The sequence below is a fragment of the Exiguobacterium sp. s152 genome (genome assembly GCF_018618335.1).
Taxonomy (GTDB): domain Bacteria; phylum Bacillota; class Bacilli; order Exiguobacteriales; family Exiguobacteriaceae; genus Exiguobacterium; species Exiguobacterium chiriqhucha.
Genome location: NZ_JACSLX010000003.1, coordinates 57,367 through 83,514 on the forward strand (window position 1 = coordinate 57,367; position 26,148 = coordinate 83,514).

The 26,148-nt window shown below is 54.5% G+C and carries 25 protein-coding genes and 2 riboswitches; of the genes, 19 read left to right on the forward strand and 6 right to left on the reverse strand.

Annotated features, from left to right (window positions below; translation table 11 throughout):
- Positions 1 to 89 precede the first annotated feature (89 nt).
- A complete protein-coding gene (locus KNP72_RS07035) occupies positions 90 to 1,190 on the reverse strand; it encodes an AI-2E family transporter (RefSeq protein ID WP_214832630.1) in 1,101 nt (366 codons plus the stop codon).
- 173 nt (positions 1,191 to 1,363) lie between these two features.
- Positions 1,364 to 1,464: riboswitch (SAM riboswitch) on the forward strand.
- 77 nt (positions 1,465 to 1,541) lie between these two features.
- Here KNP72_RS07035 and KNP72_RS07040 point away from each other — a divergent pair.
- From KNP72_RS07040 to KNP72_RS07060, 5 genes are all read left to right on the forward strand, one after another.
- Entirely contained in the window at positions 1,542 to 2,717 is a 1,176-nt protein-coding gene (locus KNP72_RS07040; protein ID WP_214832632.1) for an aminotransferase class I/II-fold pyridoxal phosphate-dependent enzyme, read from the forward strand.
- Positions 2,714 to 3,730, forward strand: coding sequence for an iron-containing alcohol dehydrogenase family protein (locus tag KNP72_RS07045; RefSeq protein WP_214832634.1), 1,017 nt, complete (start codon positions 2,714 to 2,716; stop codon positions 3,728 to 3,730). The genes KNP72_RS07040 and KNP72_RS07045 overlap by 4 nt, the downstream gene beginning before the upstream one ends.
- Before the next feature lie 40 nt (positions 3,731 to 3,770).
- Positions 3,771 to 3,875, forward strand: a riboswitch (SAM riboswitch).
- Between the two features lie 72 nt (positions 3,876 to 3,947).
- Positions 3,948 to 4,769 (forward strand): MetQ/NlpA family ABC transporter substrate-binding protein, encoded by an 822-nt coding sequence (locus KNP72_RS07050; RefSeq protein WP_214720025.1) that lies wholly within the window; start codon positions 3,948 to 3,950, stop codon positions 4,767 to 4,769.
- Positions 4,770 to 4,778: 9 nt separating this feature from the next.
- Positions 4,779 to 5,813: a methionine ABC transporter ATP-binding protein gene (locus KNP72_RS07055; protein ID WP_214720026.1), complete on the forward strand. Its 1,035-nt coding sequence runs from the start codon at positions 4,779 to 4,781 to the stop codon at positions 5,811 to 5,813.
- Positions 5,785 to 6,447 (forward strand): methionine ABC transporter permease, encoded by a 663-nt coding sequence (locus tag KNP72_RS07060; RefSeq protein WP_021067480.1) that lies wholly within the window; start codon positions 5,785 to 5,787, stop codon positions 6,445 to 6,447. The genes KNP72_RS07055 and KNP72_RS07060 overlap by 29 nt, the downstream gene beginning before the upstream one ends.
- A gap of 27 nt (positions 6,448 to 6,474) precedes the next feature.
- On the opposite strand, the gene KNP72_RS07065 is transcribed toward KNP72_RS07060, so the two are convergent.
- The gene (locus KNP72_RS07065) at positions 6,475 to 6,870 is read right to left on the reverse strand and encodes a Spx/MgsR family RNA polymerase-binding regulatory protein (RefSeq protein WP_021067479.1); all 396 of its coding nucleotides are present in this window, start codon (positions 6,868 to 6,870) and stop codon (positions 6,475 to 6,477) included.
- Positions 6,871 to 7,042: 172 nt separating this feature from the next.
- On the opposite strand from KNP72_RS07065, the gene KNP72_RS07070 reads away from it, so the two are divergent.
- The 5 genes from KNP72_RS07070 to KNP72_RS07090 all read left to right on the forward strand — a co-directional run bounded on the left by KNP72_RS07070 (position 7,043) and on the right by KNP72_RS07090 (position 11,638).
- Positions 7,043 to 7,426: a DUF302 domain-containing protein gene (locus KNP72_RS07070; RefSeq protein WP_131472636.1), complete on the forward strand. Its 384-nt coding sequence runs from the start codon at positions 7,043 to 7,045 to the stop codon at positions 7,424 to 7,426.
- Positions 7,427 to 7,530: 104 nt separating this feature from the next.
- Positions 7,531 to 8,823: a hypothetical protein gene (locus KNP72_RS07075; RefSeq protein WP_214720027.1), complete on the forward strand. Its 1,293-nt coding sequence runs from the start codon at positions 7,531 to 7,533 to the stop codon at positions 8,821 to 8,823.
- An 11-nt stretch (positions 8,824 to 8,834) separates the two neighbouring features.
- A complete protein-coding gene (locus KNP72_RS07080) occupies positions 8,835 to 10,091 on the forward strand; it encodes a hypothetical protein (RefSeq protein WP_214720028.1) in 1,257 nt (418 codons plus the stop codon).
- Between the two features lie 34 nt (positions 10,092 to 10,125).
- The gene (locus KNP72_RS07085) at positions 10,126 to 10,530 is read left to right on the forward strand and encodes a hypothetical protein (protein ID WP_214720029.1); all 405 of its coding nucleotides are present in this window, start codon (positions 10,126 to 10,128) and stop codon (positions 10,528 to 10,530) included.
- A gap of 202 nt (positions 10,531 to 10,732) precedes the next feature.
- On the forward strand, positions 10,733 to 11,638 hold the full coding sequence (locus KNP72_RS07090) for a methyl-accepting chemotaxis protein (RefSeq protein ID WP_214832636.1): 906 nt from the start codon (positions 10,733 to 10,735) through the stop codon (positions 11,636 to 11,638).
- Between the two features lie 36 nt (positions 11,639 to 11,674).
- Here the strand turns inward: KNP72_RS07090 and KNP72_RS07095 are convergent, their stop codons facing one another.
- Complete coding sequence (locus KNP72_RS07095; RefSeq protein WP_251128920.1) at positions 11,675 to 12,391, reverse strand: M48 family metallopeptidase; 717 nt, start codon at positions 12,389 to 12,391, stop codon at positions 11,675 to 11,677.
- A gap of 56 nt (positions 12,392 to 12,447) precedes the next feature.
- On the opposite strand from KNP72_RS07095, the gene KNP72_RS07100 reads away from it, so the two are divergent.
- From KNP72_RS07100 to KNP72_RS07110, 3 genes are all read left to right on the forward strand, one after another.
- Positions 12,448 to 13,620 (forward strand): MalY/PatB family protein, encoded by a 1,173-nt coding sequence (locus KNP72_RS07100; RefSeq protein ID WP_214720032.1) that lies wholly within the window; start codon positions 12,448 to 12,450, stop codon positions 13,618 to 13,620.
- A 70-nt stretch (positions 13,621 to 13,690) separates the two neighbouring features.
- Positions 13,691 to 14,902, forward strand: coding sequence for a hypothetical protein (locus KNP72_RS07105; protein ID WP_214720033.1), 1,212 nt, complete (start codon positions 13,691 to 13,693; stop codon positions 14,900 to 14,902).
- The gene (locus tag KNP72_RS07110) at positions 14,899 to 16,041 is read left to right on the forward strand and encodes a hypothetical protein (protein WP_214720034.1); all 1,143 of its coding nucleotides are present in this window, start codon (positions 14,899 to 14,901) and stop codon (positions 16,039 to 16,041) included. The genes KNP72_RS07105 and KNP72_RS07110 overlap by 4 nt, the downstream gene beginning before the upstream one ends.
- A 63-nt stretch (positions 16,042 to 16,104) precedes the next feature.
- Here the strand turns inward: KNP72_RS07110 and KNP72_RS07115 are convergent, their stop codons facing one another.
- Positions 16,105 to 17,115: a tyrosine-type recombinase/integrase gene (locus KNP72_RS07115; protein WP_214720035.1), complete on the reverse strand. Its 1,011-nt coding sequence runs from the start codon at positions 17,113 to 17,115 to the stop codon at positions 16,105 to 16,107.
- 15 nt (positions 17,116 to 17,130) lie between these two features.
- The gene (locus KNP72_RS16020) at positions 17,131 to 18,186 is read right to left on the reverse strand and encodes a GGDEF domain-containing protein (protein WP_214720036.1); all 1,056 of its coding nucleotides are present in this window, start codon (positions 18,184 to 18,186) and stop codon (positions 17,131 to 17,133) included.
- A gap of 353 nt (positions 18,187 to 18,539) precedes the next feature.
- Between KNP72_RS16020 and KNP72_RS07125 the strand changes: the two genes are divergently transcribed.
- The 3 genes from KNP72_RS07125 to parC all read left to right on the forward strand — a co-directional run bounded on the left by KNP72_RS07125 (position 18,540) and on the right by parC (position 23,449).
- The gene (locus KNP72_RS07125) at positions 18,540 to 18,944 is read left to right on the forward strand and encodes a CoA-binding protein (protein ID WP_021067467.1); all 405 of its coding nucleotides are present in this window, start codon (positions 18,540 to 18,542) and stop codon (positions 18,942 to 18,944) included.
- A 129-nt stretch (positions 18,945 to 19,073) separates the two neighbouring features.
- Complete coding sequence (gene parE, locus KNP72_RS07130) at positions 19,074 to 21,041, forward strand: DNA topoisomerase IV subunit B (protein WP_031200243.1); 1,968 nt, start codon at positions 19,074 to 19,076, stop codon at positions 21,039 to 21,041.
- A gap of 2 nt (positions 21,042 to 21,043) precedes the next feature.
- Positions 21,044 to 23,449 (forward strand): DNA topoisomerase IV subunit A, encoded by a 2,406-nt coding sequence (gene parC, locus KNP72_RS07135; protein ID WP_214711372.1) that lies wholly within the window; start codon positions 21,044 to 21,046, stop codon positions 23,447 to 23,449.
- 60 nt (positions 23,450 to 23,509) lie between these two features.
- On the opposite strand, the gene KNP72_RS07140 is transcribed toward parC, so the two are convergent.
- The gene (locus tag KNP72_RS07140) at positions 23,510 to 24,016 is read right to left on the reverse strand and encodes a DinB family protein (RefSeq protein WP_214832638.1); all 507 of its coding nucleotides are present in this window, start codon (positions 24,014 to 24,016) and stop codon (positions 23,510 to 23,512) included.
- A 166-nt stretch (positions 24,017 to 24,182) separates the two neighbouring features.
- Between KNP72_RS07140 and KNP72_RS07145 the strand changes: the two genes are divergently transcribed.
- The 3 genes from KNP72_RS07145 to KNP72_RS07155 are packed head-to-tail and all read left to right on the forward strand — an operon-like array spanning position 24,183 to position 25,992.
- Complete coding sequence (locus KNP72_RS07145; RefSeq protein WP_034777626.1) at positions 24,183 to 24,794, forward strand: NUDIX hydrolase; 612 nt, start codon at positions 24,183 to 24,185, stop codon at positions 24,792 to 24,794.
- Positions 24,795 to 24,808: 14 nt separating this feature from the next.
- Positions 24,809 to 25,525: an MBL fold metallo-hydrolase gene (locus tag KNP72_RS07150; protein ID WP_214707763.1), complete on the forward strand. Its 717-nt coding sequence runs from the start codon at positions 24,809 to 24,811 to the stop codon at positions 25,523 to 25,525.
- 17 nt (positions 25,526 to 25,542) lie between these two features.
- On the forward strand, positions 25,543 to 25,992 hold the full coding sequence (locus tag KNP72_RS07155; RefSeq protein ID WP_214711375.1) for a GNAT family N-acetyltransferase: 450 nt from the start codon (positions 25,543 to 25,545) through the stop codon (positions 25,990 to 25,992).
- Positions 25,993 to 26,148: the final 156 nt, after the last annotated feature.

Sequence of the window (26,148 nt, forward strand, 5' to 3'; positions counted from 1 at the left end):
CATTGGTACCTCTCCTTTCTGCATTGGACTGTCTTCTCTTCAAGATTATGATATTTCTGTGAAATGTGTCAATCTAAATCGTCAATGTGTCATAACAATTCATTCAAATTTTTGCGACTGAGCCGGTAGTCGATCAAGCGTGAGAATACGACTTGAATCATCGCCGTGACCGGCACGCTGATGAACATCCCGACGAGGCCGAACAGGCTGCCGCCGATGATGATCGACGTGATGACCCAGAACGGTGTGATGCCGACGCTGTCGCCGAGAATCTTCGGGCCGAGCCAGAGTCCGTCGAATTGTTGCAACAAGAAGATGAACAAGAGGACGATGAGCGCCGTGAACGGGTCATAGAAGTAAGTGATGATGAACGCCGGGATCATCCCGAGCAGCGGTCCGACGTACGGGATGAAGTTCAAGACACCGACGATGACGCCGAGCAGAAGCGCGTATGGCGCACCGATAATCAACAGACCGGCGACGGCCAGCACCCCGATGATGAGGCAGTCGAGCGACTTTCCGATGATATAGCGTTTGAAGATATAATCCATCTCTTGGAAGATGTCGATCGTCGTCTTGGCTGACGCGACCGGGAAAATCGCATACAACAGCCGCTTGAACATGCGGGCAAAAATCTCTTTGTCTTTTAAAAGATAAATCGAGATGACGATCCCAATCAAGAAGTTAAAGAGCGTCATCGTGAAGCTCGACACGTAGCTGACCGACGACAAGACGGCCGTCTCGACCCAGCCCGAGTAGCGCTCCTGGAACCGGCTGAAATCGATGGCCTGGGCGACTGTCGCGTTATACTCTTTCAAATACGTGTTCAACTGTGACAGATACCCGTCGATTTGCCGGATATAGGACGGGAGTTCCTCGATGAGCGAGGCGAGGCTCGAATAGATGCGTGGGAACAGTGTCACCGCAGAGATGACGAGAATCCCGATAAAGACGATATACACAATCAGCAATCCTTGATATCGTTTTAGTTGAAACCGTTCTTCTATATAGGACAGGACGGTATTCAGGAGCAGTGCGATGGCGATTCCCATAATAATCGGCGTCAGCAACTGGAACGTATAATGCATCATTTGCGAAATTGTATCCGGTTCGCTGATGACTTTCCAGAGCACGAGCAGGATCAGGCCGATCACGCTCAACTTCCAAATCAATTGACGGTTTAATTCCAAAGGTCCATCCCCTCATGTTTTAAATTTTGTAGAATAACGTTCACTTTCACTATGAACGTTTTTTTATCGGGATTCAAGAGGACATGCTCATTTTCAAAAAAGGATTGACAAGATTGGTAACGTTTGGTTAACTAAGTGACATATTACAAAAAGACAAATCGCATATAAAACACTTTCTATCAAGAGAAGCGGAGGGACTGGCCCGATGAAGCTTCAGCAACAGATTGTTTCAATACTGTGCTAATTCCAGCAAGGTGACCTTGAGAGATGGAAAGGTGGTTGTTTGAATACGTCCGTATCTCGACACCCCTTTCCGCGGAAAGGGGTGTTTTTTGCATAGGAGGACTATTCATGACTGACAGACGCTCACACTTACTAAAAACGTTACCGCCTCAACATTTCGTCGGACTCGCGAACGAGGTGGCCGAACTCGAACAGGCCGGCCGCGACATCATCCGACTCGGGCAAGGGACGCCTGACCTGCCGACGCCTGAGCCGATTTGCGACGCGCTCCAGACGGCGCTCCTTGATGCCTCGACCCATCAATACGGTCCGTTCCGCGGTCAGGCCCGCCTGAAGCAAGCGGTGGCGACGTTCTATTTGAACGAGTACGGGGTTGAACTCGACGCCGAGACAGAAGTCGCGATTCTCATCGGTTCTAAGTCCGGACTGATTACGTTGCCGCAATGCGTGCTCGAACCTGGCGATGGCATCTTGTTGCCGAATCCCGGCTATCCCGATTATATCTCGGGGGCCCGTCTCGCCGGTGCGGTCGTCCGTGACCTCGTCCTCCGGGAAGAGAACGGCTTCTTGCCGGACTATGAGACGCTCGATACGCAAGAGGCAAGACTCATGTATTTAAACTACCCGAGCAATCCGACCGGAGCCGTCGCCTCACCCGCTTTCTTTGACGATACCGTCCGTTTCGCCCGGGAGCGGGACTTGATGGTCGTCCACGATTTCGCATACGGCAGCATCGGATTCGATGGACATGTCCCGCCGAGTTTCCTGCAGGCGGAAGGGGCGAAAGAAGTGGGCATCGAGGTATATACGATGTCGAAAGCGTTCAACATGTCCGGTTGGCGCGTCGCCTTCGCCGTCGGGAACGCGGACATCATCGAGGCGATCAACACGTATCAGGACCACGTCCACGTCAGCGTGTTCTCGGCCATCCAGGCGGCGGCTGTCGCTGCGCTCGAGGCGCCCCGTACCATCCGTGACGATTTGGCCCGACTGTACGAGGCACGGCGTGATCGCCTGATCGACGGGTTGAACCGGGCCGGCTGGGCGGTCGAACCGCCGGAAGGCTCGTTCTTCGTCTGGGCGAAAGTGCCTGAGGGTGATGCCAAGTCATTCTCGCGGAAACTGCTGCATGAAGCCGGTGTCGCCGTCACCCCGGGCTATTTCTTCGGCTCGGAAGGGAACGGATACGTCCGCTTCGGCCTCGTCTCACCGGAACCGAAGATTGACGAGGCCGTCGAACGAATCGAGCGGTTGTTTGCCGCCTATGAGGAGGTGCGGGCATGATTCGTCAGGCCGTCCTTGAATATGACCACGCCGATGACGCGCTCGACCGTCTCGATGACTTAGTCGACGGCCGACGTGCCCACGTCCTGCACGGTCAGAACGGGTATGACGTCGTCCGAGCCATCTTTCCGGCCATCGCGGACTATCCGGCAACAAGGTTCAGCGGGGAGTGCATGGACTCGGAAGTCAAACGGCTCAAACCGTTGGACGCCGACGTGTTAATCGCCGTCGGAGGCGGCAAGCTCATCGATACGGCCAAACTCGTCTCCTATCAACGGAACGTCCCGCTCATCGTCGTCCCAACGCTCGCCTCGAACTGTGCGGCGTTCACACCGCTCAGCGTCGTCTATCAGGAGGACGGGAGCTACGACCGCTACGACATGTTCCGCGTCGTCATCGAGCGGGTCATCGTCGACTCACGCGTCATCAGACGCTCCCCATACGAGTACTTCCGGGCCGGTGTCATCGACACGGTCGCAAAGTTTTATGAGGCCCGCTATTTGAGCGGGGACAGCTCAGCTGACGCCGGCGTCAACACCGGACTCGTCTTGGCCGAGCAGTGCGGGCGTCTCGTCAAACTTGAATTGACCGAGCACGCTTTTGAGTCGTATAGTGACGACGTCCGCTTCGCGGTCGATCACGTGCTCGCCATCGGCGGCGCCGTCGGTGGATTTGGTGACGCCGGGACACGCGTCGCCGTGGGCCATGCGGTCCATAATGCGCTCAGCCGCTTCGAGTCGACCCACTCATTCTTGCACGGAGACAAGGTCGGCTTCGGCCTAATCGTCCAAGAGCGCTTGCGGCGCTCGGCCGATGCCCCGTATTTGGAAGCCTGGTTGAAACGGTTCGGTGCCCCGACGACGCTCGAGACGCTCGGGGTCGGGTCGAGCGACATCCCGGTACTGGTCGACTCCGTCATGACGGAGACCGAGCTGCAACAGTTGCCGGAACCGCTCGATAAAGACTTTTTGAAAATAATTTTTGAAAATTTACAATTATCTATTTACAATTAAAAGAATTAAAAGTAAGATGATAACAACTAAATAGACCGATTGCTTATCAAGAGTGGTGGAGGGACTGGCCCTATGAAACCCGGCAACCAGATCGTAATGATCATGGTGCTAATTCCAACAGACGAAATCGTCTGGGAGATGAGCGTGTCCGACTTTGACTTGTCGTGCCCGCCACTCTGAATGAGTAGCGGGCTTTCATTTTGGAGGAGGAAAACAAATGAACATCAAACAGAAAACAGTACTTGCAGGAACATCACTACTCGCCGCCATCGCGCTCTCAGCATGCGGACAATCGGACGCAAGTGAGGCGCTCAGCACGGAGTCGCTCACGATCGGCGTCACGGGCGGGCCGCACCAACAGATCGCCGAGAAAGTGAAAGAACTCGCGGCCGAAGACGGACTCGAGCTTGATATCAAGGTGTTCAACGACTACAATACGCCGAACACAGCGCTCGCCGAGGGCAGCCTCGACGTCAACAGCTATCAGACGCTCTCATTCCTCGAACTGCAAAAAGCCGATAAAGACTATAAAATCGACGACGTGTTCAAGACCGTCGCCTTCCCGATGGGTCTCTACTCAGAGAAGTTGACGGACATTAAAGATTTAAAAGAAGGCGACAAGGTCGCTGTCCCGAACGACCCGGCGAACGAGTTGCGGGCGCTACGTCTGTATGAGACAGCGGGACTCATCACGCTGAAGGAAGGCTTGACGGACAAGGCGACGAAACGCGATATTGCCGAGAACCCGCTCAACCTTGAATTCATCGAGCTCGAGGCGTCGCAGCTCCCGACCCAGCTCCCGGAAGTCGCGCTCGCGGCCATCAACACGAACTTCGCGATGGGTGCCGGCCTGTCCATCAACGAGGACGCTTTGTTCCACGAGGACACGGTCGACAACCCGTATCCGAACTACGTCGTCGTCCGCACCGACAACAAGGATGACGAAGTCGTCGCCACGCTCAAATCGTACTATCACTCGGACGAGGTCCGGACGTTCATCGAAGAGACGTTCGACGGCTCGATCGTCCCGGCGTTTTAAGGAGGGCCTATGATCGCACTTAAAGGCATCACGAAGACGTTCACGGTAAATAAAAGTGCCGTCACCGCACTCGACGACGTCTCGCTCACCATCGATAAAGGCGAAATCTTCGGTATCATCGGGCGAAGCGGGGCCGGCAAGAGCACGCTCATCCGTATGATCAACCTGCTCGAACGCCCGACGTCGGGCCAGGTCGAAATCGAAGGACAGGACATCACGAGACTCGACAAACGAGGGCTCTCGAAGCTGCGTCATCGCATCGGGATGATTTTCCAACATTACAACCTGCTGAAGACGGCGACCGTCGAAGAGAACGTCGCCATCCCGCTCCGTCTCGAGGGGCTTGATAAGCGCACGATCCGTGAGCGTGTCGACAAGTATCTCGACATCGTCGGATTGACGGACCATCGGAAACATTACCCGGAGCAATTGTCGGGCGGACAGAAGCAACGTGTCGCCATCGCCCGCGCCCTCGCGCATGAGCCGGACATCTTGCTCAGCGACGAGGCGACGAGCGCGCTCGACCCAGAGACGACCGAGTCGATCCTCGACCTGTTGCTCGACATCAACCGCGAGCTCGGGCTGACGATTTTCCTCATCACCCACGAGATGGAAGTCATCGAGCGCATCTGCGACCGGGTCGCGGTTATCGAGGCCGGCCGGATCATCGAAGAAGGGAACGTGCTCGACGTGTTCTCTGACCCGCAGCATGCGACGACGCGCAAATTCTTGAAAACGAACCTCGATGTCCCGAAAGAGGTCGTCGACGAATTGAGCACGCACGGGACGCTCGTCAACTTGTCGTTCATCGGCCATCAAAGTGAACAGGCCGTGCTCGCCCAATTGACGAAACGGTTCGGCTTACTGCCGAACATCATCGGGGGCGGCATCAAAAAGTTGAAAGGTGGTCTCGTCGGTAATCTGCTCGTCCATTTGGACGGCGATAAGGCCCAGACCGACCAAGCCGTCCGTTTCTTAGAGGCGAGCGGTGTGAAAGTGAAGGAGGTGACGAACCATGCTTCAGTTTTGGGAAAATTGGGGTGACTTGATTTGGACGGGGACGATTCAGACGCTCACGATGACCGGCATCGCGCTCGTCATCTCGACGTTGATCGGACTGCCGCTCGGGACGCTGCTCGTCTTGACGCGACCGCACGGGCGGCTCGCCAACCGTTATTTCTACGGCATCTTGTCGAGCGTCATCAACGTCGTCCGTTCAATCCCATTCATCATTCTCTTATTCTTCATCCTCCCGTTCACCCGCTTCATCATGGGAACGACGATCGGCGTCCAAGGCGTGCTGTTACCGCTAATCGTGTTCACGGCCCCGTATATCGCGCGACTCATGGAGTCGGCGCTGCTCGAGGTCGACCGCGGCGTCGTCGAGGCGTATGAGGCGATGGGCATCTCGACCCGGAAAATCATCTGGTACGTATTGATTCGGGAGGCCCGCTCCTCGATTGTGCTCGGTTTGACGATCGCGACGATCGGTTTGATCGGGGCGACCGCGATGGCCGGACTCGTCGGGGCCGGTGGACTCGGCGATATCGCCTATCAGTACGGGCATCTTCGATTCGAGCCGGAGGTCATGTACGTGACCATCTTCGTCTTGATTCTGCTCGTCCAATCGATTCAATCGTTCGGCAACCGCTTGGCGGCCCGACTCAAGAAGGCATAAGAAAAGAGCTCTGCTTCGGCAGGGCTCTTACTTGTTGTCGAGTAATCGTTTCAATTCGGCGATGCGGTCATGGCGCGGGATGAACGTCCGGATCTCTTTCTCGCTGAACCCGATTTGAATCCGGTTGTCGTCGACGACGATGGGACTTTTTAAAATCTGGGGATGCGACGCCACGAAACTGTACAGCTCACGGAGCGACATCTCGTCGAGTTGATCCGCCGCTTGTTTATACACGCTCTTTTGGACGGACAGCAGGTCGGTCGTCCCGTTCTCGGTGAGGCGGAGCATATCTTTGAACTCGGTGAATGACATCCCTTGGTCGGTCAATTTTTTCTCGATGAACGGGATGTTCTGTTCGCGTAACCAATCGATCGTCTTACGGGAAGAACTGCAGCTTGTATGTGTGAATACGGTGACCGTCACGGCAACCACTTCTCCTTTACGTAAGGTTGGACTTCTTTATTTTCTCTCATACATACGTGACGGACATCGAATATGTTTCAAATCACATATACTTTTTTCGACCAAACAGACAATTTGTCGGTCCTCACTTCGGGTACAAAACGAGAGAGACTACATCTTAGGAGAGGTTCACATGTTTGATTACACGGTCAAGACCGATCAGACGGTCGAAGCGGTCGTCGAGAAACTGAAAACGACGCTCAAAGAGGAAGAGTTCGGGGTGCTTTGGGACTTCAATTTGAGTGAGACGCTCGAAGAGAAAGGTCAAGCGATTGATGGGGACTACCGCATCCTCGAAGTGTGCAATCCAAAAGAAGCGAAAAAAGTCATCACGGCGCACCGGGAAGGCGGTTATTTCCTCCCATGCAAGCTCGCCGTCTTCACGAAAGACGGGTCGACCCATGTCGGGATGCCAAAGCCGACGAAACTGATCGAACTGATCGAGGATGAGTCGCTCCAAGCTGTAGCACGCGATGTCGAGACGAGATTGACCCGAGCCATCGATAAAACTGTGTAACGGTCATTGAACCCGTCCAGGTCGTCGGACGGGTTTTTTCGTGTTCCCTCCTAAAGTAATATAATGGTAAAATTGGTACAAATAAATGGTGAGGGGCGGATGATTTGAAAAAGTTAGTCGGTTTATTTGTACTATCCACAGGCTTATTGGTTGGTTGCGGTGTGGAAAAGCCGGACGTCGTAAACTTGTCTTACGTCGACGCGCATTGGACCGTCAGCAAGTATGCCAAGGAGGAGTTGATTTCCCTTCATTCAGCCGATGAGACGCTTGAAGCCTGTAGCGGTAAGTTGACGACCGAGCTGGAAGGCGACTTGATCGTGTTCGATACGATCGTGGCGAACCGCTATCCGATGACGGACACGGGTGAGGAGTATGCGTTCAAGGCCGTATCATATATGAAAGGGGATGAGAATTATGTGCTTTGTCGTGACATGGCCTCGAACCGCTACTCGGCGGAAGTGATCGAGTCGTTCCCTGACGATGTGGACGTATCAACAGGGACACCGATCGGTCGTTATCCAGTCGTCGGTCCGGCCGATAAGTCCGCCAAAACCGCCTTACGGGATGCCGATGAATTGAACGAGTCAGGCAACCCGATTGAACCGTTCCTCGAAACGCTCGTCGCCTTTTCCCCGGCTCTGTACGGTGAGATTGAAGTAGAAATCGGGGGAATGCCGAGTCCATATCCGTTGTTCTCGTTCGATCCGTCGATGGCCAGCATGAAAGATATCAAAGTAGCGATCGGTTACGACACGATTACTGAGAAACCGTATTTGCTGCTCATGTTTGCGGATCTTTATTTCTCGGTGACTCCACTCGAGTCGATGATTGACCAAACCGCAGAAGGGCTTACATATGAAGCGTTGAGCGTCGAGCGCATCCCCCTCGAGGCGGAGCTCGTCCCGGACCAGACTTATCCATTGTATGAGTTCACCTATACTCGTGATGGAAAAGTCGTCAATGAGACGATGACGTTCACATACCGCACTTCTGACTTATTATCGACAGCGGAACGAAAGCAGCTCGAGACGCAACCTGACGAAGACTACATGCCACTTGTGGTCGGTCCGCTCGTTTATCTTCATCAACAGCCGTTCAACCCGGAATCTCCGTTGTCATACCCGGTTCTTTTAAAAGCAGCGGGGAACGAGATGGATGACCTCGTCCAAGCGATCAATTCCGCTGAACCGACGAAGCGTCAAGGTGATGAAGGCGACTATCCGCTTTTAACAATCGTCGATGGACACAAGGGACAAGAGTTCGAGGTGACGTATAAACAGCGCTCGAAGAAGCTGGATATTTACGTGACCGACCGCTCGACCGACGAAACGTACAAACTGACGAGCGAAGGGGCCGAGACGTTCTTGTCCTACTTCCCTGACTTGAAGAAGAAATGAGTGGGTTGAATATGAAAAAACGAGCGTTGATGGCATTGTCACTGTTATGGTTGACGGCAGGCTGCTCGGAAGACGTTGACGTCGTCCGCTATGGCCATATCGAGGAGCATTGGCAGGCCGAGCGGGTTACGATGAACAGTCAGGAGCCTGTAGTGGATGCCGAAGCCATATTGAACCAATGTGAAGACGGTGAACCCCTGTCCGAACTGAATGGAGAGACGTTTTCCGTGCTTGGAATGGCGTATGCGACCCGGGCCCCGCTTATGAATGATGACTATTATGGATATAGTTTTAATGAAGTGACCTATGTCGAGGGGGATACAATCTATGCGCTCTGTAAATCAGACCGGATGGACGGGATGGAAGGGTATCGGGCCGTCGAGCTTGCAGAAAGACCTGCCTACTTGAAAGACGAGGTCGGAACTGAAATGTCTGCTCTTCCGACCGTCTATATCGCGACCGAAAATGAACGGGCTGCGTTACATAAGCCGGACGCCTTCTATGACAATGAACAAGACATCGAACCGTATCCGGTCACACTTATGAGGATTTCGCCTGGATTTAGTGGCACGGTCGAGATTGGGATTGAAGAAGGGGGGTACTTTACCCCATCTTTCCACTTTTTGCCGAACCTTAGACCGTCCGATGTGTTTATCGCATTAGGACGAGATAAGGCCACGAACATGCCTCATCTGCTCCAGTCTTATGGTGGAGACAAGGCTCGCTATTCCTCCTCCATTTTACAAGATGCCGATTTGCTCAACGGGGCTGACAGTTTAACCTTCCGTCGAATCCATAACGGTGGCACGATGGAACCGATGACAGCCTATCCGCTATATGACGTCACGATTGACGTGGACGGACAAAACGTAACAAAAACCGTGTCGATGCGCTATCGAACGAGCCCTCTCTTGACCGATTCTGCAGATCAAGACGAGATAGCGGTCGCTTACCTCCATCAGTATCCGTATCACCGGGAAGTCCCGCTCCCTTACCCTGATGCTGTGAACGTGAGCGGCAAAGCTTATGATCGGTTGGTCGAAGCCGTCGAGACCGCGCGCCCGTCGACGAAGAGTGGTGAAATGAATGACTATAAGTATTTGACGCTGTTGCGTGGGAATCTCGGTCAACAGTTCGAAGTCAGTTATCAGCAACGGTCGAAAAAAGTCGATGTCTATGTGAAGGACGTGAAGACCGGGAAAGTGTTCAAACTGTCGAGCGCCGGGGCGGTGACGTTCCAACAGCTGTTCCCGCAGGCGTTCGAATGAATGGATTGGACGTAAATCGAGGAGGGATGCCCTGTTGAAACGCATGTTGTCAGGATGTGTCATCTGTATGGGACTGCTTCTTGGCGGTTGTGCCAGTAGCGAGGAAGACTTGGATCCGTCTCGCATCGACTATCAGCCGTTAAACTCGGATGGTGCCTATGGACCGATACGCACCATTACCGACGCTGAGACGATTACTCAGCTTGATCGAACGACGGATGAGGTTGAATGGGAAGACCAACCCGTTCCAATCGAGCGGGACCCGGATGTGAGAGCGACGTTCGTCTATACGCCGGACGATGCGCCCGAGCGTTCGCTCGACTTCGGGATTTGGTACGAAGAACAGATAATCGGCGGCATCAATCCGAAGGACAGCCGGGGCGAACTCACGGCCGAACTGGTCACTCGGTTGCAAGCCATCTTCGATAAATCGAAATGATTGAGGGCTCGTGCAAAGCACGGGTCCTTTTGATTGTGGTCTCATCGAGAATGACTGGAAAACACTTCAAATTCAAGATATTGACTCGATTTCAAAAACTGATGCTATTCAGGACTTTTCGCACAAGGTACACTAGAATTCCGCTACATTACAGGAGGAAAGCACTACAGGAAATCGAGAAAAGAAGGTAGGAATAATCGGAATGCAACTGACAACAACCGCTAGCCTCTCATCCCCTGACGTGCTCCGCGCCCTCGAAGCCAACGTGGCGATGATCCGATTCGACCGTCAACGACGCGTCGTCGATGTGAACGATCTGTTCGCCAAGGCGATGAAATATAAACGTGATGAAATGATTGGGATGCACCATCACTTGTTCTGCACACCAAGTTTCGTCAGCAGCCCCGACTATCAAGCGTTTTGGAACAAGCTGTTCGACGGATTCAGTTCGGCCGACAAAATCGAACGGATTGACGCCCGAGGTGACTCGATTTGGCTCGAGGCGACGTATATGCCAATTTATGAACAAGACGAGGTCGTCAGTGTCGTAAAAATCGCCTCCGACATCACGAGTCGCCAACAAACGATTGAGGAATATGCGCGCTCGTTTCGTGACATGGCCGATAACCTTGACGACCGGGCCCGTCGTGGCATGGAGGAGAGTCAACAGCTGAAGCAGACAATCGAACGGCTCGACGCGGACTCGAATCAGAACTTGAAGATGCTTGCGAACTTGCAGGAGCAGGCAGCCGAGATCACGAAAATCGCCAGTACGATTAAAGAGATTGCCGCCCAAACGAACCTGTTGTCACTCAACGCCGCCATCGAGGCCGCGCGGGCAGGGGAGCACGGACTCGGTTTCAATGTCGTCGCGACCGAGGTCCGGAGCTTGTCACGTCTCGTCGAACGTGCCGTCATCGAAGTGCGTGCGAACACGGACGGGATGAACAAAGAACTCGTCTCGATCGTCGACGGTGTCACTCGCTCCAGTGCAGACATCCAAGAGAGTGTGCGCATCATGGAACAGACGCTCGAGCGGTTCGCACATATCGAACAGTCGGCCGAATCACTGAACGGCACGGCCGAGCGGTTCACGTCCGCCATCTAAAAAACCAATCGGACATGCCCCGTGAGAAGGGCACGTTCAATTGGTTTTTTTGATTTGCAGTGTATGGCCATACTGTTTCAACCAGGCCATCGCGCCGGTGACATCAGGATAGACTGATGCGAGCGTCGACCAGAACGCTTTCGAGTGGTCGAAATGGACGAGATGGGCCCATTCGTGGGCGATGACGTAATCCATTACTTCTTTTGGAGCGAGCATGAGCCGGACGTTGATGGAAATCGTACCGGTCGAACTGCACGACCCCCAGCGCGTCTTTTGATGGCCGATGCGAATCCGGTTCGCCTTCACGCCGAGCATACGTTCATAATGGGGCGCACGCGTCGTGACATAAGTGAGAGCCCGTTCGCGGAGCCAGGCCACATACGCTTCCCGAAGCGAGGACTCGTCCCACGCGAGTGGACAATAGAATCGCTCGCCATCGAAGCGGAACGTCGTCTCGGAATCACATTTGATGAGCGGGAACGTCTCCCCATGAAGAAGCAGTCTGTCATCGGGCAAGACGTCACGCTTAGGTAGTGCCGCGAGGCGTTCCGCGATCCAGCCGGCATGATTCGATAAAATCGTCTCGACGACCCGGTTCGGGAGTCGCGCCGGAATCCGCAGCTCGATGCCGTCCGGTGTCACGAAAAAAGCTGCTCGTTTCCGGCGTTTATGGCGGATGACGGTCACGGTCATCGGGTTCACCTCCTTGAAGTATCTTGGTCGATTATAGCCGACACGCCCCGAATCTGCCATCGTTTTGCGGACTCATGCGCTCGTTTTTTGTTACAGTAGGAGTAGGAGGGATGAACATGAAATCAATCTTACATCAATCGCTTGACCGGACGGGAACAGATTCGGTGAAATGGGACGGGCTCGACCGGTGGTTCCACGTCAAGGACGACGTCCTGCCGCTCTGGGTCGCAGACATCGATATCCGCACAGCGCCGTCCATCTCAGAGGCGCTCACGGCACGGGCAGCGACAGGGGAGTTCGGGTATACGCTGTTCTCGAGAGACGCGCAAGCCGCCGTGAGTTCATGGTACGACCGCCGTCACAAGCTCAAGGTCGATGCCGATCACGTACTGTTCTCGAACGGCGTTGTGCCTGGATTGACACACATCGTCGAGGCGTTGACCGAGGAAGGAGACGGAATCGTCATCCAATCGCCCGTCTACCCACCGTTTCATGAACTGGTGACCGGGTTGAAACGGGAGTTGCTCGATGCCCCGCTCCGTCAAACTGATGGCCGCTACGAGATGGACTTTGATGCGCTTGAGACGCAGATGCGCAAGGCGAAACTGTTCTTGCTCTGCTCGCCGCATAACCCGGTCGGACGGGTATGGACCGAGGCCGAGCTGAAGCAAGTTGTCGAACTGGCGCGTCGCCATGACGTCATCCTCGTCGCGGATGAGATTCATGCCGACTTGACTTATCCGTCACAACGACACACCGCTCTCAACCGCCTCGATGACGATGTCATCACGGTGAGTGCCCCATCGAAGGCGTTCAATATCGCCGGGTTGTTCGCATCGTATATCATCTGTCCGGACGATGCGATGCGCAAGCGGATCATCCAAGTACAGAACAAACACCATGTGCTGCCTACACCGTTCGCGAACACGGCCATCACCGCCGCCTATGCGGACCCGCGGGCCGAACGTTGGCTCGACCAGTTGACGGCCGAACTCGAGGAGCAGGCGAGTTACCTCGTCGAGCGGTTCCAGGAAGAATTGCCCCAATTGAAGACGTTCCTGCCTGAGGCGAGTTATCTCCTTTGGATCGACTTCGCGGCGCTCAACTTAGAACCGGAAGCGCGAAAGAAGTGGCTGCATGAGGACGTCCGCCTGTTCTTGTCGCCAGGTCGCCCGTTCGGCGAGTCGGGCCAGACGTTCGAACGCCTCAATTTCGGGACGTCCCGCGCCATTCTCGACGAGGCGTTCAAACGTCTCCGTGAACATGCTGACGGAAAGGCGTTTGTATGAATCAAGAAACGGGAAAAATTTCACAATGAGCCACACGAGAACGATGGCCACGGAAAGCGAGTGAATGTGAATGGAGACGATCAATTGGAAAAAGAAGATGGAGGAACAACTGAGGCGTAGCGGATTCACGTTACAAGTCGAGAACATGGCCAACCTCGGTCTGACGGAGATTCATGCGTCATCATCCCCATTGATCTCGTATCCGCTCCGGATTCGCCTGTACGTCCGCATGGGGTGGCTCATGTGCACGGTCGATGCGACATCGGTCGACCGGAACGAGGACCATCCGCTGTTCGAACGGATGATTGCCGCCGTGTTCGAGCGCATCGTCCGACACTTGTATCACGCCTATGACTTCCATGTCTTGACGTATATCGGCAATACCGGCAACTATATCGCACCGAAAGAATCAGAGACGGGAGAAATCGTGCGCTTGCTCGCGCAACTGTGGACCGACCGCTCCTATCTGCACCTCGAGACGTATGAAGAGTATCCGGCCCTATATGTGACACCACCTTGGGCGCACCAAGCCTACGCGTTCGAAAGCACCGAGGACGAATGGATTATCTATGCGGGCCGGAGCGGTCGTCCGGCGACGGACTATCGCGCCGACGGGACCGAGCTCAAACCGCATCGACTGGCCGAAGGGGACCTATTCTTCCCGGTGCATCGCATCAAAAAGGACCGCGGCACGCTCGCGCTCGCCGAATGGTTACGGCTTGAGCGTCGCGAGGTCGAGGATTTCATGCTCGCCTTCATGAAGACGATTCAGAAATTCGACCCTGCCTTCGGCTATTCCTGGGGTGGGACAGATACGTTTTTCCACGGGGTTCCGGTTGAGCCGTATGCACAAGTGCTCCGGCTCGAGAGCGGGAAACGACGTTACCGAGTCATGAACAACTCGGCTAAGCGGTTGTTCGCCGTCGCGGACGACCCGCTCGAATGTTTGAAGGAAGTGGAGCAGACGCTCCGGACGGTCCGTTTGCCTGAGCGACGGGTCTCATCGCTCGGACAGCTCGTGATGGGCATTTGGCAACAGTTCGAGCCTGATGAATCGACCTATATCCAAGAAGTCGCCTATCGTGGCATTTCCCAGTTCCAAATTGAAGAAAAGATTGGCCACGCGTTGGCGAACCGCCAACGCGTCCGTTGGGTCGAGAAGACCGATCCTCACCAATCCATCATCGAGTTCGCCCATTTGCGGATTTCATTCCCGAAACGACCACCCGGTATCGTCACCGTCGAGCCGGTTGAATCTTCCTATGAGAGAGGTGCCCTATGAGAATCGTTGACGCACGTGCCATGCCAATCAGCCATGAGGATTTGATCGCCGTCACCGAAACGTCCATCTACTATCGAGAGAAGACCGGCGAGACGAGTTTCTCGATCTATCGCTATGATGAAGCGGACGGTACCGTCACGCCGATCAGTCATCGCGCCTATGAAGACTATGGGATCTCGAAGCTTTTCGTCAGTGACGCCCGCGTCTATTTCTTGAATGAGATACCAGACCGGACGGGTGTCGTCCGCACGGAGTTGATTGCGTTCGACTATCGCTCTGGACGAGAAGATGTGCTCGCGACGTTCGAGAAACGTGGTAACAGCACGCTCTATTGGGTTCTCGCGGACCGTTACTTCCTCTTCCTGACGAGTTTCGGAGATACCGATGAGGCATGGTTGTATGATACGGAGACGTCGTTCCAAGAGCGAATCCGTGACGAGCGACTCGTCGGACATGCCGGGAATTTCCGTGAGCTCTATCTGTTCTCGACCGAGCTCGATGGCATTCCATATATCGTCTGCAACGCCCGCTTGGACGAGTTTGCCTATTACGAGGCACTCGAAGACGGTCGGGTCTCCCCGGACGATGCGATCGACCATTCGGAGGCGATTCTGATTTGTTCGCTCGACGAGGCGGTCGAGGCGATCAGGTCCCGTCAAAACGAGATTCCGTTCGAGGACTTGATTCGTCTGCACGGGGAAGGGGACACGGTCCAATACTTGGGTGAACGGGACAAGCGACTTCGGTTCTCGACTTTCGTCGACGAGGCGAACGAGGAGACGATTTATGAATTGACCGCTCCGGACGTGCTCCGCGAGGTGGCGGTGGTCGACTGGGGCGCCTACGAGCCGATTGACTTCACATATGACGATGTTAGTTCGACGATTTTCATTAAAGTGGAAGAATCAACGGACCACACCGAATTGATTGACGCGACGACCGGTGCCCGCTTCCTCGACACGGCTCCATTCGAGCGCGTGCTCGCCTCGAACTATTTCATCCATGAGTCGGCGGCAGATGAGACAGGTGGGGGTGTGACCGTGTTCAATCTCGAGACAAACGAGCGGCAAACGTTCGAAGATGCCTATTATACGGTCCTCGATGAGACGATTGTGATTCTATCGACGAAGCAATTATAACGAAAACACCTGAACCAATCGATGTGATTGATTCAGGTGTTTTATAATGGTTTACATAATAAGTTATCGTAAACCTATCACAGCTTGTTTTTTCTTCTCGTCGCCGATATGGGCATAGACTTGTGTCGTCGCCACTGATTCGTGGCCGAGCAACTGCTGAATCGTCAACACATCGATTCCGCTCATGGCGAGCCGGGAAGCGAACGTATGCCGGAGTTTATGCGGCGTGACCTGTTTATGCGTCAAAAACGGCAAATACGGTTTCAAGCGGTCGATGTGCCCCTTCAACGTATGTTGCACCGTCCGCACCGAGATGCGCTTGCCTCGCTCCGAGTGGAACAGCGGACCTGACCCGTGACGTCGATAGGCGTCGAGGAGCGGCTCGAGCGGCGAGGCGATCGGGATGACCCGTTCCTTATTGCCTTTCCCGATGACGCGAATCGTCCCGCTCTCGCGGTCGATATCGTTCCAATCGAGGCCGACGAGTTCCGAGACGCGCATCCCGGTCAACCCGAGCAATTGAATCATCAAGAAATCCCGGTCCCGGTTACGCTCGTACCAACTCGCCTCGCGGTCGGACATGCCGACGTTGCTACGGACGAGCGTCGAGAAGTCGAGCCATTCCTGCTCCGTCAAATAGACCGGGTTGCGTTTGGCGCGCTTCGGCCGCTCGACTGCCTGGAACGGGTTATGGGCCGTCACGCCCGTCTCAATCAAATGGTTGAACAGTGACTGCATCGTGGACAGTTTGCGGTTGATGACACTCGGCGCGTTGTCGAGCTCGAGAGCGAGATATGTCGCGTACGCCTCGGCCCCCGCGTGGTCGAACTCGACGAACGAGTCAATCTCGACCGACGCTGGGTCGACCTCGGATGCGCTGGCGGCCTCGACCCAACGGAAAAAGTCTAAAAAGTCATAGAGATAGCGCTGCGCGGTCTGTTCGGAGTAGTGTTTGGCAGCCAGGTGGTTCAGGAAACGTTGAATGAAGCTGGGCATGCATTCGTAGCCGCTCAAGTTAAAGCGTTTCGTCATGGTCTTGGTCGGCGCTTGTCCGAGCTTGCGAAATATACTCAAAAGATCTCTCCTTGCTTACTGATGGATTGACGTGACGATTCGGTCCTTGCCTTCCTGTTTGCCGGCCCGGAGCCTGTCGTCCGCCTCTTTGACGAGTGTGTCGACGGCCTCGAATCCGCTCCGCGTCGTGACGCCGAACGTCATCGTCACGCTGAGTCGGCGGCCGTCATAAATCGTCTCGAGTGATTTAATGCGTTGCCGCAAGCGGTCAATCGTCTCCGTGGCTTCTGTAGCTGACTTATCCGTCAAGAAGATGAGGAACTCCTCGCCGCCCCAACGGATGGCAATCCCATCGGTTCGGGCAAGCGCGGAGGCGACTTGTTTGAGGACGAGATCGCCGCAGTCATGACCGTGTTGCTCATTGAACGCCTTGAAATGGTCAATGTCCCCGAGGGCGACGGCATATGGCCGTCCATTGATGGCGGCTTCGCGAATCTCATCTTCGACCAAACGGTAACCCGTCGTCCGGTTATACAAACCGGTCAGCCCGTCCCTTGAGGCGAGCGTATGCAACCGTTCGTTCGTCCGTTCAAGCTCGGACGTCACCTCGACGACGGAACCTTCGAAGACGAAAGATAACCCAGCAATCAAAGCAATCGTCGACAAGAGGCAAAAGAGGCCAAATATTTGCTCGAACGACGACGTGAGCGGTTGCGTCCCTGTCGTCACGTTCAGGTAGAGGAAACCGTAAATCGTCATGGCGAGCATCGTCGAGGCAATCCGGATGGACCGACTGACGTTCGGCATGAAGAATACGCCATAGGCGACCATGATGATGAAATAGTGGACGTTCGCACCCCAACCGAGCACGACCGTCGAGATAATCGCGTTATAGACGACTTCGACGAACAGACCGACGAAGAACGCCCGATACAATCGTTTATGTACAAAATAAAAGGATAACGTGTAATAGAGAATGCTGAGTAGATTCGACCAGGCGAGTACCGTGACGCCGAGTTGCCAAAACGTGATCAAGAACACGACGTGGATGAGCCAAGCGAGCGCGTTCCCGTAAAAAGTGATGCGGTAATTATATAGTGTACCGCGACGTTCCTCATAGGCAGTTCCCACGCGAACACCTCCTGAATCTTAGTATACCGAACTGTCATCGATTTGCCCATGGGCGTTCGAGAATCAAGTCAATCCCAACCTCGAAAACGTCTTGAATACGTCATTATGATTGCGTGAAATATCTATTTCACGCAACGTTCGCTCACACTTCATTTTCATCCGAGACACACATCGACCTGTGATCCGGAGAAATAACGTCATATAATCCGGTTTACATAATAAGTTATGGTGAACCAATTGATTTGTTTTAAAAATTTGAAAGAGTTACAGTTGTATGATAAAAGAAAATAAAGCTTGAAACGGTGATTCAGGTAAAGGTACACTGAGAACGTAAACAAAAGGGGGATTTCAGGATGGACGATCAACGTTTGAAACAATGGCTCACCGAGGCGAAGACGATTGCTGTCGTCGGCGTGTCAGCGAACCCGAACAAGACCGCGAACCAAATCGCAGACTATTTGATCTTGCAAGGTTACACAGTCATCCCTGTCAATCCAACGCTCGAGACGTGGAACGGACGCAAAGTCTATCCGACGGTCGAGAGCATCCCGGGGCGCGTCGATATCGTCGACGTCTTCCGACGCAATGAGTATTTGGCCGGCGTGGCCGAAGATGCCGTCCGACATGGGGATGTCGGTCTCGTCTTCAACCAGCTCGGGCTCACCAGCCCGGACGCCGAGCGGATCGCTCGCGATGCCGGACTCGACTACATCGAAAATCGATGCATCTATGTCGAGCACGCCCGCCTTCTCGGTTAAGACCTACCTCCTTGGTAGGTCTCCTTTTTTTCACGAGCCCCGCTCGCGGAGGGAGGCTTGCCAGAATCTAAAAACAGCTATACAATAGGATAGAAAAACGAACGTGTGTTCGAAATTGAGGTGACGAAGATGTCAACAGACTTATTTAATTACAATGAAGACGCCATCCAGGTGCTCGAAGGACTGACTGCTGTTCGGAAACGTCCGGGGATGTATATCGGTTCGACCGACCATCGCGGCTTGCACCATCTCGTCTATGAGATCGTCGATAACGCGATCGATGAGGCGCTCGCCGGATTCGGTGGCCAAATCGACGTGACCATCCATAAAGATGACGCGATCACGGTACGCGACCACGGGCGTGGTATGCCGACCGGGATGCACGCCTCCGGCAAACCGACGCCAGAGGTCATCTTCACGGTCCTCCACGCCGGCGGTAAGTTCGGCCAAGGTGGCTACAAGACGTCAGGTGGACTCCACGGGGTCGGCGCCTCGGTCGTGAACGCACTCTCGAGCAAGGTCCTCGTCACGATTTATCGCGACGGCAAAGTGTTCGAGCAGACGTTTGCCGACGGCGGGATTCCGCAGACGACGCTCCTCGAGACCGGAAAGACGCGTCAGACGGGGACGAGCGTCTACTTCAAACCGGACGCCTCGATCTTCTCGACGACGACATATAACTACGACACGCTCGCTGAACGGCTCCGTGAATCGGCATTCCTGTTAAAAGGATTGACGATCACGTTGACGGACGAGCGTTCGGATAAAGAAGAGACGTTCCATTACGAGGAAGGGATTGCCGAGTTCGTCCAATATTTGAACGACGACAAGGCGACGCTCCATCCGATCGTCTACTTCGAAGGGACGGAGAACGATATCGAGCTAGAGCTCGCCTTCCAGTTCACGGACGCCTATTCTGAGAACGTCCTCTCGTTCGTCAACAACGTCCGGACTCGTGACGGCGGCACACACGAGGTCGGCGCCAAGACGGCGATGACCCGCATCGTGAATGAATACGCCCGTAAGAACGGATTGTTGAAAGAAAAAGACAAGAACCTCGACGGCGGTGACGTCCGCGAAGGCTTGACGCTCATCGTCTCGGTACGGATCCCGGAAGAATTCCTCCAGTTCGAGGGGCAGACGAAATCGAAACTCGGTTCGCCCGAGGCACGTACGAGCGCTGATGGTGTCATGGCCAAACAACTGACGATTTTCCTCGAGGAGAACCCGCAGATGGCGACGATGCTCATCAAGAAGGCGATCCGCGCCGCCCAGGCCCGTGAAGCCGCCCGGAAAGCCCGGGAAGAGGCGCGCAACGGCAAGAAGAAGAAACGTTCGAGCATCTTGAACGGAAAACTGACGCCGGCGACGTCGAAGAACGCCGCCAAGAACGAACTGTTCCTCGTCGAGGGTGACTCGGCCGGCGGTTCGGCTAAACAGGGTCGTGACCGGACATTCCAGGCCATCCTGCCGCTGCGCGGGAAGGTCATCAACTCGGAGAAGTCGAAACTCCAGGACATCATGAAGAATGAGGAAATCAATACGATCATCCACGCGATCGGTGCCGGGGTCGGCCATGACTTCGACCTTGAGGACTGCAATTTCGACAAAATCATCATCATGACTGATGCCGATACGGACGGGGCCCACATCCAAGTGCTCCTGTTGACGTTCTTCTTCCGTTATATGCGCCCGCTCGTCGAGGCCGGCAAAGTGTTCGTCGCCTTGCCGCCGCTCTATCGCATCTCGAAAGGGAAAGGCAAGTCGGAACAGTTCGAGTACGCCTGGGACGAAGAGGCGCTCGAGAAGCTCGTCAAAGTGTATAAGAAGGGCTATATCCTCCAGCGCTACAAAGGTCTCGGTGAGATGAACGCCGACCAGCTGTGGGAGACGACGATGAACCCGGACACACGGACGCTCATCCGTGTCACGGTCGACGACGCTGCCGTCGCCGACAAGCGTGTCTCGGTGCTCATGGGAGACAATGTCGCCCATCGCCGTGAATGGATCGAGGAGAACGTCGCCTTCGGCCTCCAGGAAGATGATTCAATCATCGCCAATGAACACGTGACTAAAGCGATTGAGGAAGTGATGTAACGATGTCGACGATTCAACATATTTTAAACTTGTCGCTCGAACAGGTCGTCGGTGACCGCTTCGGGCGTTACTCGAAATATATCATCCAGGACCGGGCCCTCCCGGACGCGCGCGACGGGCTCAAACCCGTTCAACGCCGCATCCTGTATGCGATGCACCATGAAGGCAACACGAACGAGAAACCGTACCGCAAATCGGCCAAGACGGTCGGGAACGTCATCGGTAACTATCACCCGCACGGTGATAGTTCCGTCTATGAGGCGATGGTACGCCTATCGCAGGACTGGAAGTTGCGTTACCCGCTCATCGACATGCACGGGAACAACGGCTCGATGGACGGCGACTCGGCCGCCGCGATGCGGTATACCGAGGCCCGTCTGTCGAAGATTGCCGGCGTCATGCTGACGTCGATCTCTAAGAACACGGTCGACTATACGCCGAACTTTGACGATTCGACCGAAGAGCCGCTCGTTTTGCCGTCACTCCTCCCGAACCTGCTCATGAACGGGACGACGGGGATCTCTGCCGGTTATGCGACCGAGATTCCGCCGCATAACTTGACCGAGGTGCTCAACCTCGCCATCGCCCGCTTGAAAGGTGAGGTCGAGACGACGAATGACGCATTCCGTTATATGCAAGGACCTGACTTCCCGTCTGGCGGGATCGTCATGGGCAAAGACGGCATCTTGAAGGCGTTCGAGACCGGCAAAGGCAAGGTCATCATCCGTGCCAAATCGGTCATCGAGCCACTTAAGGGCGGCCGTGAACAGATCACCATCACCGAACTCCCGTATGAGGTGAACAAGGCGAACCTCGTCAAGAAGATGGAAGAGCTCCGTCTCGACCGCAAAGTTGAAGGTGTCGCCGAAGTCCGTGACGAGACCGACCGGACCGGCGTCCGCGTCGTCATCGAGTTGAAGAAGGAAGCCGATGCGGAAGGTGTGCTCCATTTCTTCTTGAAGCATACCGATCTGCAGCTCGCCTACAACTACAACATGGTCGCCATCGTCAACCGGACACCGAAACAGATGGGACTCTTGTCGATCATCGACGCGTACTTGAAGCACGTCGAAGAGGTCGTCACCCGTCGCACGACGTTCGAGCTCGACCAGGCGAAGAAACGCGCCGAAATCGTCGACGCGCTCGAACAGGCCATCTCGGTCCTAGACGAGACGCTCGAACTCATCCGTTCGGCCAAAGACAAGTCCGAGGCGAAACAGAAGCTCATGGAGCGGTTCTCGTTCACGGACCGTCAAGCCGAAGCGGTCGTCATGCTCCAACTGTATCGGTTGACGAACACGGATATCGTCGAGCTCCAAAAAGAGGCGAAGGCGCTCCAAAAAGAGATTGCTCGCCTCGCCAACATCTTGAACGTCGACGCGACGAAACGGAAGCTCATCTCGAAAGAGTTGACCGCACTCCGTGACGAGTTCGGCGACGCACGGCGCTCGGTCATCGAGTCCGAGGTCGAAGAGTTGAAACTGAAGACAGAGGTCATGATCGCCGTCGAAGAGACGATGGTGTTCGTCAGCCGCGACGGTTACGTCAAACGTTCATCGATGCGCTCATATGGCGCCTCGAGCGACGAGATGCCGGAGATGAAGCAGAAAGACCGTCCCGTCCTCGTCACCCAGGCGATGACGACGGACCACTTGCTCGTCTGGACGAACAAAGGCAGTTACTTGCTCATCCCGGTCCATCAGATTCCAGAGTCGAAATGGAAAGACGCCGGTCAGCATGTCGCCAACCTTGTGCCGATCGAAGGCGAACAAGTCGTCTCGGCCGATGTCGTCTCGACGTTCGAGACCGACGCGCATTGCCTGTTCGTCACGCGTGAAGGCATGGTCAAACGGACGCCGCTCCGTGACTATGACGCCCAACGCAAGTCGAAAGCGCTCATGGCGCTCAAGTTAAAAGGTGACGACGAGGTCGTCTTCGCGGGCATCAGTGACGGTCCAGGACAACTGTTCCTCGTCTCTGAGCGCGGCTATGGCCTCTGGTTCAAAGAAGACGACGTTCCGGTCGTCGGCCAACGTGCCGCCGGCGTCAAAGCGATGAACTTGAAAGATGGCGATGTGGTCGCCGATGCCTTTGCCTTCTTCACACCGCCGCTGTTCGTCCTCGTGACGCAACGTGGAGCGGTCAAGAAGATGAAGCTCGAGGATCAGTTCGACTGCACGAACCGCAACTTGCGCGGGACGATGCTCATCCGCGAAGTCAAATCGAAACCGCACCAGATTCGTCGTGTGCTCCCGGTGCATGACGATGAAACGCTCCACATCATCGGGAAAGAGAAAGCGAAGACGGTCAAGACGAAGCAATTGACGCTCTTGGACCGCTACGCCAACGGCTCATTCGTATTTGATGAAGAGACGTTCGGTGAGATTGAGGACGTGTACCTCGATTGAGATCGAACAAAACCCTGTACCAGAGACGATTGTCTTTGCTACAGGGTTTTTCTTATGGATTCAAAGCTCCGCCTTTATCAGATAGCGCTCCAAATCGGCCTGTTGGCGCAAATGATGACGGCTATGCATCTCGATGAGGTCGTACCATTCCTGGGCGTTCAGCCAACCGAAACCGCCATGTCGGGCTTTGACGTCAGGGTTTGCCGCGCGGGTGAGCGGTTCAAGGCGGTTCAAGCGTGCAGATAACTCGTCGATTCGTCCTTCGAGCGTCTCGCGCTTGTCCGTGTTGTTCGGGGGTTGGTTCATCTCATCAGGTAAGCGGATTTTGACCGGTGGGAAACCACCCATCCGGAACAATCGTTCACCGAACTCGGTCTTCCCGAGCGGTTGTTCTTCAGTGGAAGCGAGACACCGGTCAATCTCGTCCGCATATTCCTCGGCCACCACGATGATATGGTCGTACATCTGTCCGATTGACCAGACGTCTGCTGCTGCCTGATAACGGAGCTGCCGCTCGGTATAGCCGTCCAAGTCTGCTTTGAACTGGGATAACAGTGAAATCGGCATGTCCAACCTCCTTCGATTTGATTCTCTATCCAGTATAACACGGGGGCATCAGTTGATTTTTTCAACTCCATGTCACATTAGTTTCTCTTAGGAGCGGGTATTTCTAAAAGGAACAACGATCCCTTTTGGCGAATGGGACAGGAGGACAAATCATGGGGGGATACGTATGTCACAGTGGCTCGATTGGGCCAAGCGGCTACAGGCGCTGTCACAGGCTGGCTTGACGTTTACGAAAGACGAGTTCGATCGAGAACGTTACCTCGAACTCCAACGAATCGCGACCGAGATGTTCGAGCAACAATCTAATCTTGCTTTGCATGAAATCACCGAATTGACCCACGTCGATGGTTATCCGACACCGAAGCTCGACGTCCGAGGCGTCGTCTTCAAGGATGACGCAGTGTTACTCGTCAAGGAAAGGTCAGACGGACTTTGGACGCTTCCGGGTGGCTTTTGTGAGATCGGACTGTCCCCGGCAGAGAACATCATCAAAGAGATCGAGGAAGAGGCCGGTTTCGACGTCGCACCGATTCGGCTGCTTGCCTTGTTCGATATGCATCATCACGACCATCCGCCGTTGTCGCAGCATTACTATAAACTGTTTATCGAATGCGAGTTGATTGGTGGAGAGGCGCAAATTAGTCATGAGACGAGCGAGGTTGCGTTCTTTACACGAGACGCCTTACCACCTTTGTCACTTGCGCGGAACACGCGAGAGCAGCTCTATATGTGTTTTGAGGCCCGTTGGCAAGAAGATTGGACCACGTTATTCGATTAAGGGGAGGGGATTCCATGAAAGTCACACGTTTTGATCACGTCCATCAACTGACGTTTTTCGCACCCATCTTACCAATCAACGTCCAACTGATTGAACGTGAGCTCGGGCTTGTCTTGATCGATACAGGGCTCGCGCAGAACGCGGAATCGATTTTAGCGTATATCGAGACGTTCGAACGCCCGCTTCTCGCTATCTTGTTGACGCATGCCCATGGAGATCATGTCGGCGGTGTCGATACGATTTTGAAAGCCCATCCTCATGCCGAGCTGTACGTCTCGAGGCGCGACGCCCGTCTCCTTGAAGGGGACCGGACGACTGACTCGGACGAGCGGGCTCTCAAACTGAAGGGTTCTCTCCCGAAAATCCACTCCTTGCCGGATAAATTGCTTGACCCAGGTGAGCGGCTGTTCGGCTTACGGGTCTATCCGGCAGCGGGTCATACCCCTGGTTCGATTGCTTTTTTCGATGAGAAAGAGCGGATTTTGTTTGCGGGAGATGCATTTCAGACGCGTGGGGGAGTCGCCGTGGCAGGGGACGTCCGTCCGTTGTTCCCGCTGCCGGGTATCGCGACATGGGATAAGCGTGCAGCGTTAGAGCATGCGGAGAAGTTGCTCGATCTCGCACCGCAACGTACGTTCGTCGGCCATGGACAACCAGTCGCCGGGACACATCGGCTCTATTTGGCACTGAAGCGGGCCAAACGCAAGCAAGCACGTCTATTTTTACGATAATCCGGGGGTGCTCACAGGTGGAATTACGCGAGATTCAGACGACAGATTATCAACTGGCCGAGCAAATGCTCGAGATTCAACGAAACGCTTATGCGGTCGAGGCCGAGCTGATCGGCTTCGATGAGATCCCAGCGCGTTATGAGACGGTCGAGGTGATCCAGAATCTGCCCGGTACGAGCTACGGTTTGTATAACGACGGGCGGTTGATTGGCTTTATCACGATTGAAGCGGCTGAGAACACGGTCGAGGTCACAAAACTGTGCATCGATCCTAGATATTTCAGGGCGAGACTTGCGACGACGTTGCTCGAACACGTGCTCAGCTTGCACGAGGACAAACTCGTCTATGTGCACACCGGCAAACATAACGGACCGGCCAAGAAACTGTACACGAAGCTCGGGTTCGAACCGAGTGCCGAGTTTGAACCCGAACCGGGCGTCACATTGATCCGTTTTACGCGAACTTGAATCCCTTTCGTCAAATTTCACATTCTGTCTCACTACTTTAAGTATACTAAAGAATTGAGACGGAGTTTTATTTTTACTGATAATATATGTTATGTTAACTAAAAGGAAAATAAAGAAAATTGATGTCAGATATGACATCTCTCCTCTCGAAAAAAA

Excerpts from the sequence above, each read along its gene's own strand:
- KNP72_RS07050 (WP_214720025.1), top strand. The coding sequence starts at position 3,948 with ATGAACATCAAACAGAAAACAGTACTTGCAGGAACATCACTACTCGCC.
- KNP72_RS07040 (WP_214832632.1), top strand. The coding sequence starts at position 1,542 with ATGACTGACAGACGCTCACACTTACTAAAAACGTTACCGCCTCAACAT.
- parE (WP_031200243.1), top strand. The coding sequence starts at position 19,074 with ATGTCAACAGACTTATTTAATTACAATGAAGACGCCATCCAGGTGCTC.
- KNP72_RS07125 (WP_021067467.1), top strand. The coding sequence starts at position 18,540 with ATGGACGATCAACGTTTGAAACAATGGCTCACCGAGGCGAAGACGATT.
- KNP72_RS07070 (WP_131472636.1), top strand. The coding sequence starts at position 7,043 with ATGTTTGATTACACGGTCAAGACCGATCAGACGGTCGAAGCGGTCGTC.
- KNP72_RS07150 (WP_214707763.1), top strand. The coding sequence starts at position 24,809 with ATGAAAGTCACACGTTTTGATCACGTCCATCAACTGACGTTTTTCGCA.
- KNP72_RS07055 (WP_214720026.1), top strand. The coding sequence starts at position 4,779 with ATGATCGCACTTAAAGGCATCACGAAGACGTTCACGGTAAATAAAAGT.
- KNP72_RS07145 (WP_034777626.1), top strand. The coding sequence starts at position 24,183 with ATGTCACAGTGGCTCGATTGGGCCAAGCGGCTACAGGCGCTGTCACAG.
- KNP72_RS07100 (WP_214720032.1), top strand. The coding sequence starts at position 12,448 with ATGAAATCAATCTTACATCAATCGCTTGACCGGACGGGAACAGATTCG.
- KNP72_RS07140 (WP_214832638.1), bottom strand. The coding sequence starts at position 24,016 with ATGCCGATTTCACTGTTATCCCAGTTCAAAGCAGACTTGGACGGCTAT.
- parC (WP_214711372.1), top strand. The coding sequence starts at position 21,044 with ATGTCGACGATTCAACATATTTTAAACTTGTCGCTCGAACAGGTCGTC.
- KNP72_RS07045 (WP_214832634.1), top strand. The coding sequence starts at position 2,714 with ATGATTCGTCAGGCCGTCCTTGAATATGACCACGCCGATGACGCGCTC.
- KNP72_RS07110 (WP_214720034.1), top strand. The coding sequence starts at position 14,899 with ATGAGAATCGTTGACGCACGTGCCATGCCAATCAGCCATGAGGATTTG.
- KNP72_RS07090 (WP_214832636.1), top strand. The coding sequence starts at position 10,733 with ATGCAACTGACAACAACCGCTAGCCTCTCATCCCCTGACGTGCTCCGC.
- KNP72_RS07060 (WP_021067480.1), top strand. The coding sequence starts at position 5,785 with ATGCTTCAGTTTTGGGAAAATTGGGGTGACTTGATTTGGACGGGGACG.
- KNP72_RS07095 (WP_251128920.1), bottom strand. The coding sequence starts at position 12,391 with ATGGCAGATTCGGGGCGTGTCGGCTATAATCGACCAAGATACTTCAAG.
- KNP72_RS07080 (WP_214720028.1), top strand. The coding sequence starts at position 8,835 with ATGAAAAAACGAGCGTTGATGGCATTGTCACTGTTATGGTTGACGGCA.
- KNP72_RS07105 (WP_214720033.1), top strand. The coding sequence starts at position 13,691 with ATGGAGACGATCAATTGGAAAAAGAAGATGGAGGAACAACTGAGGCGT.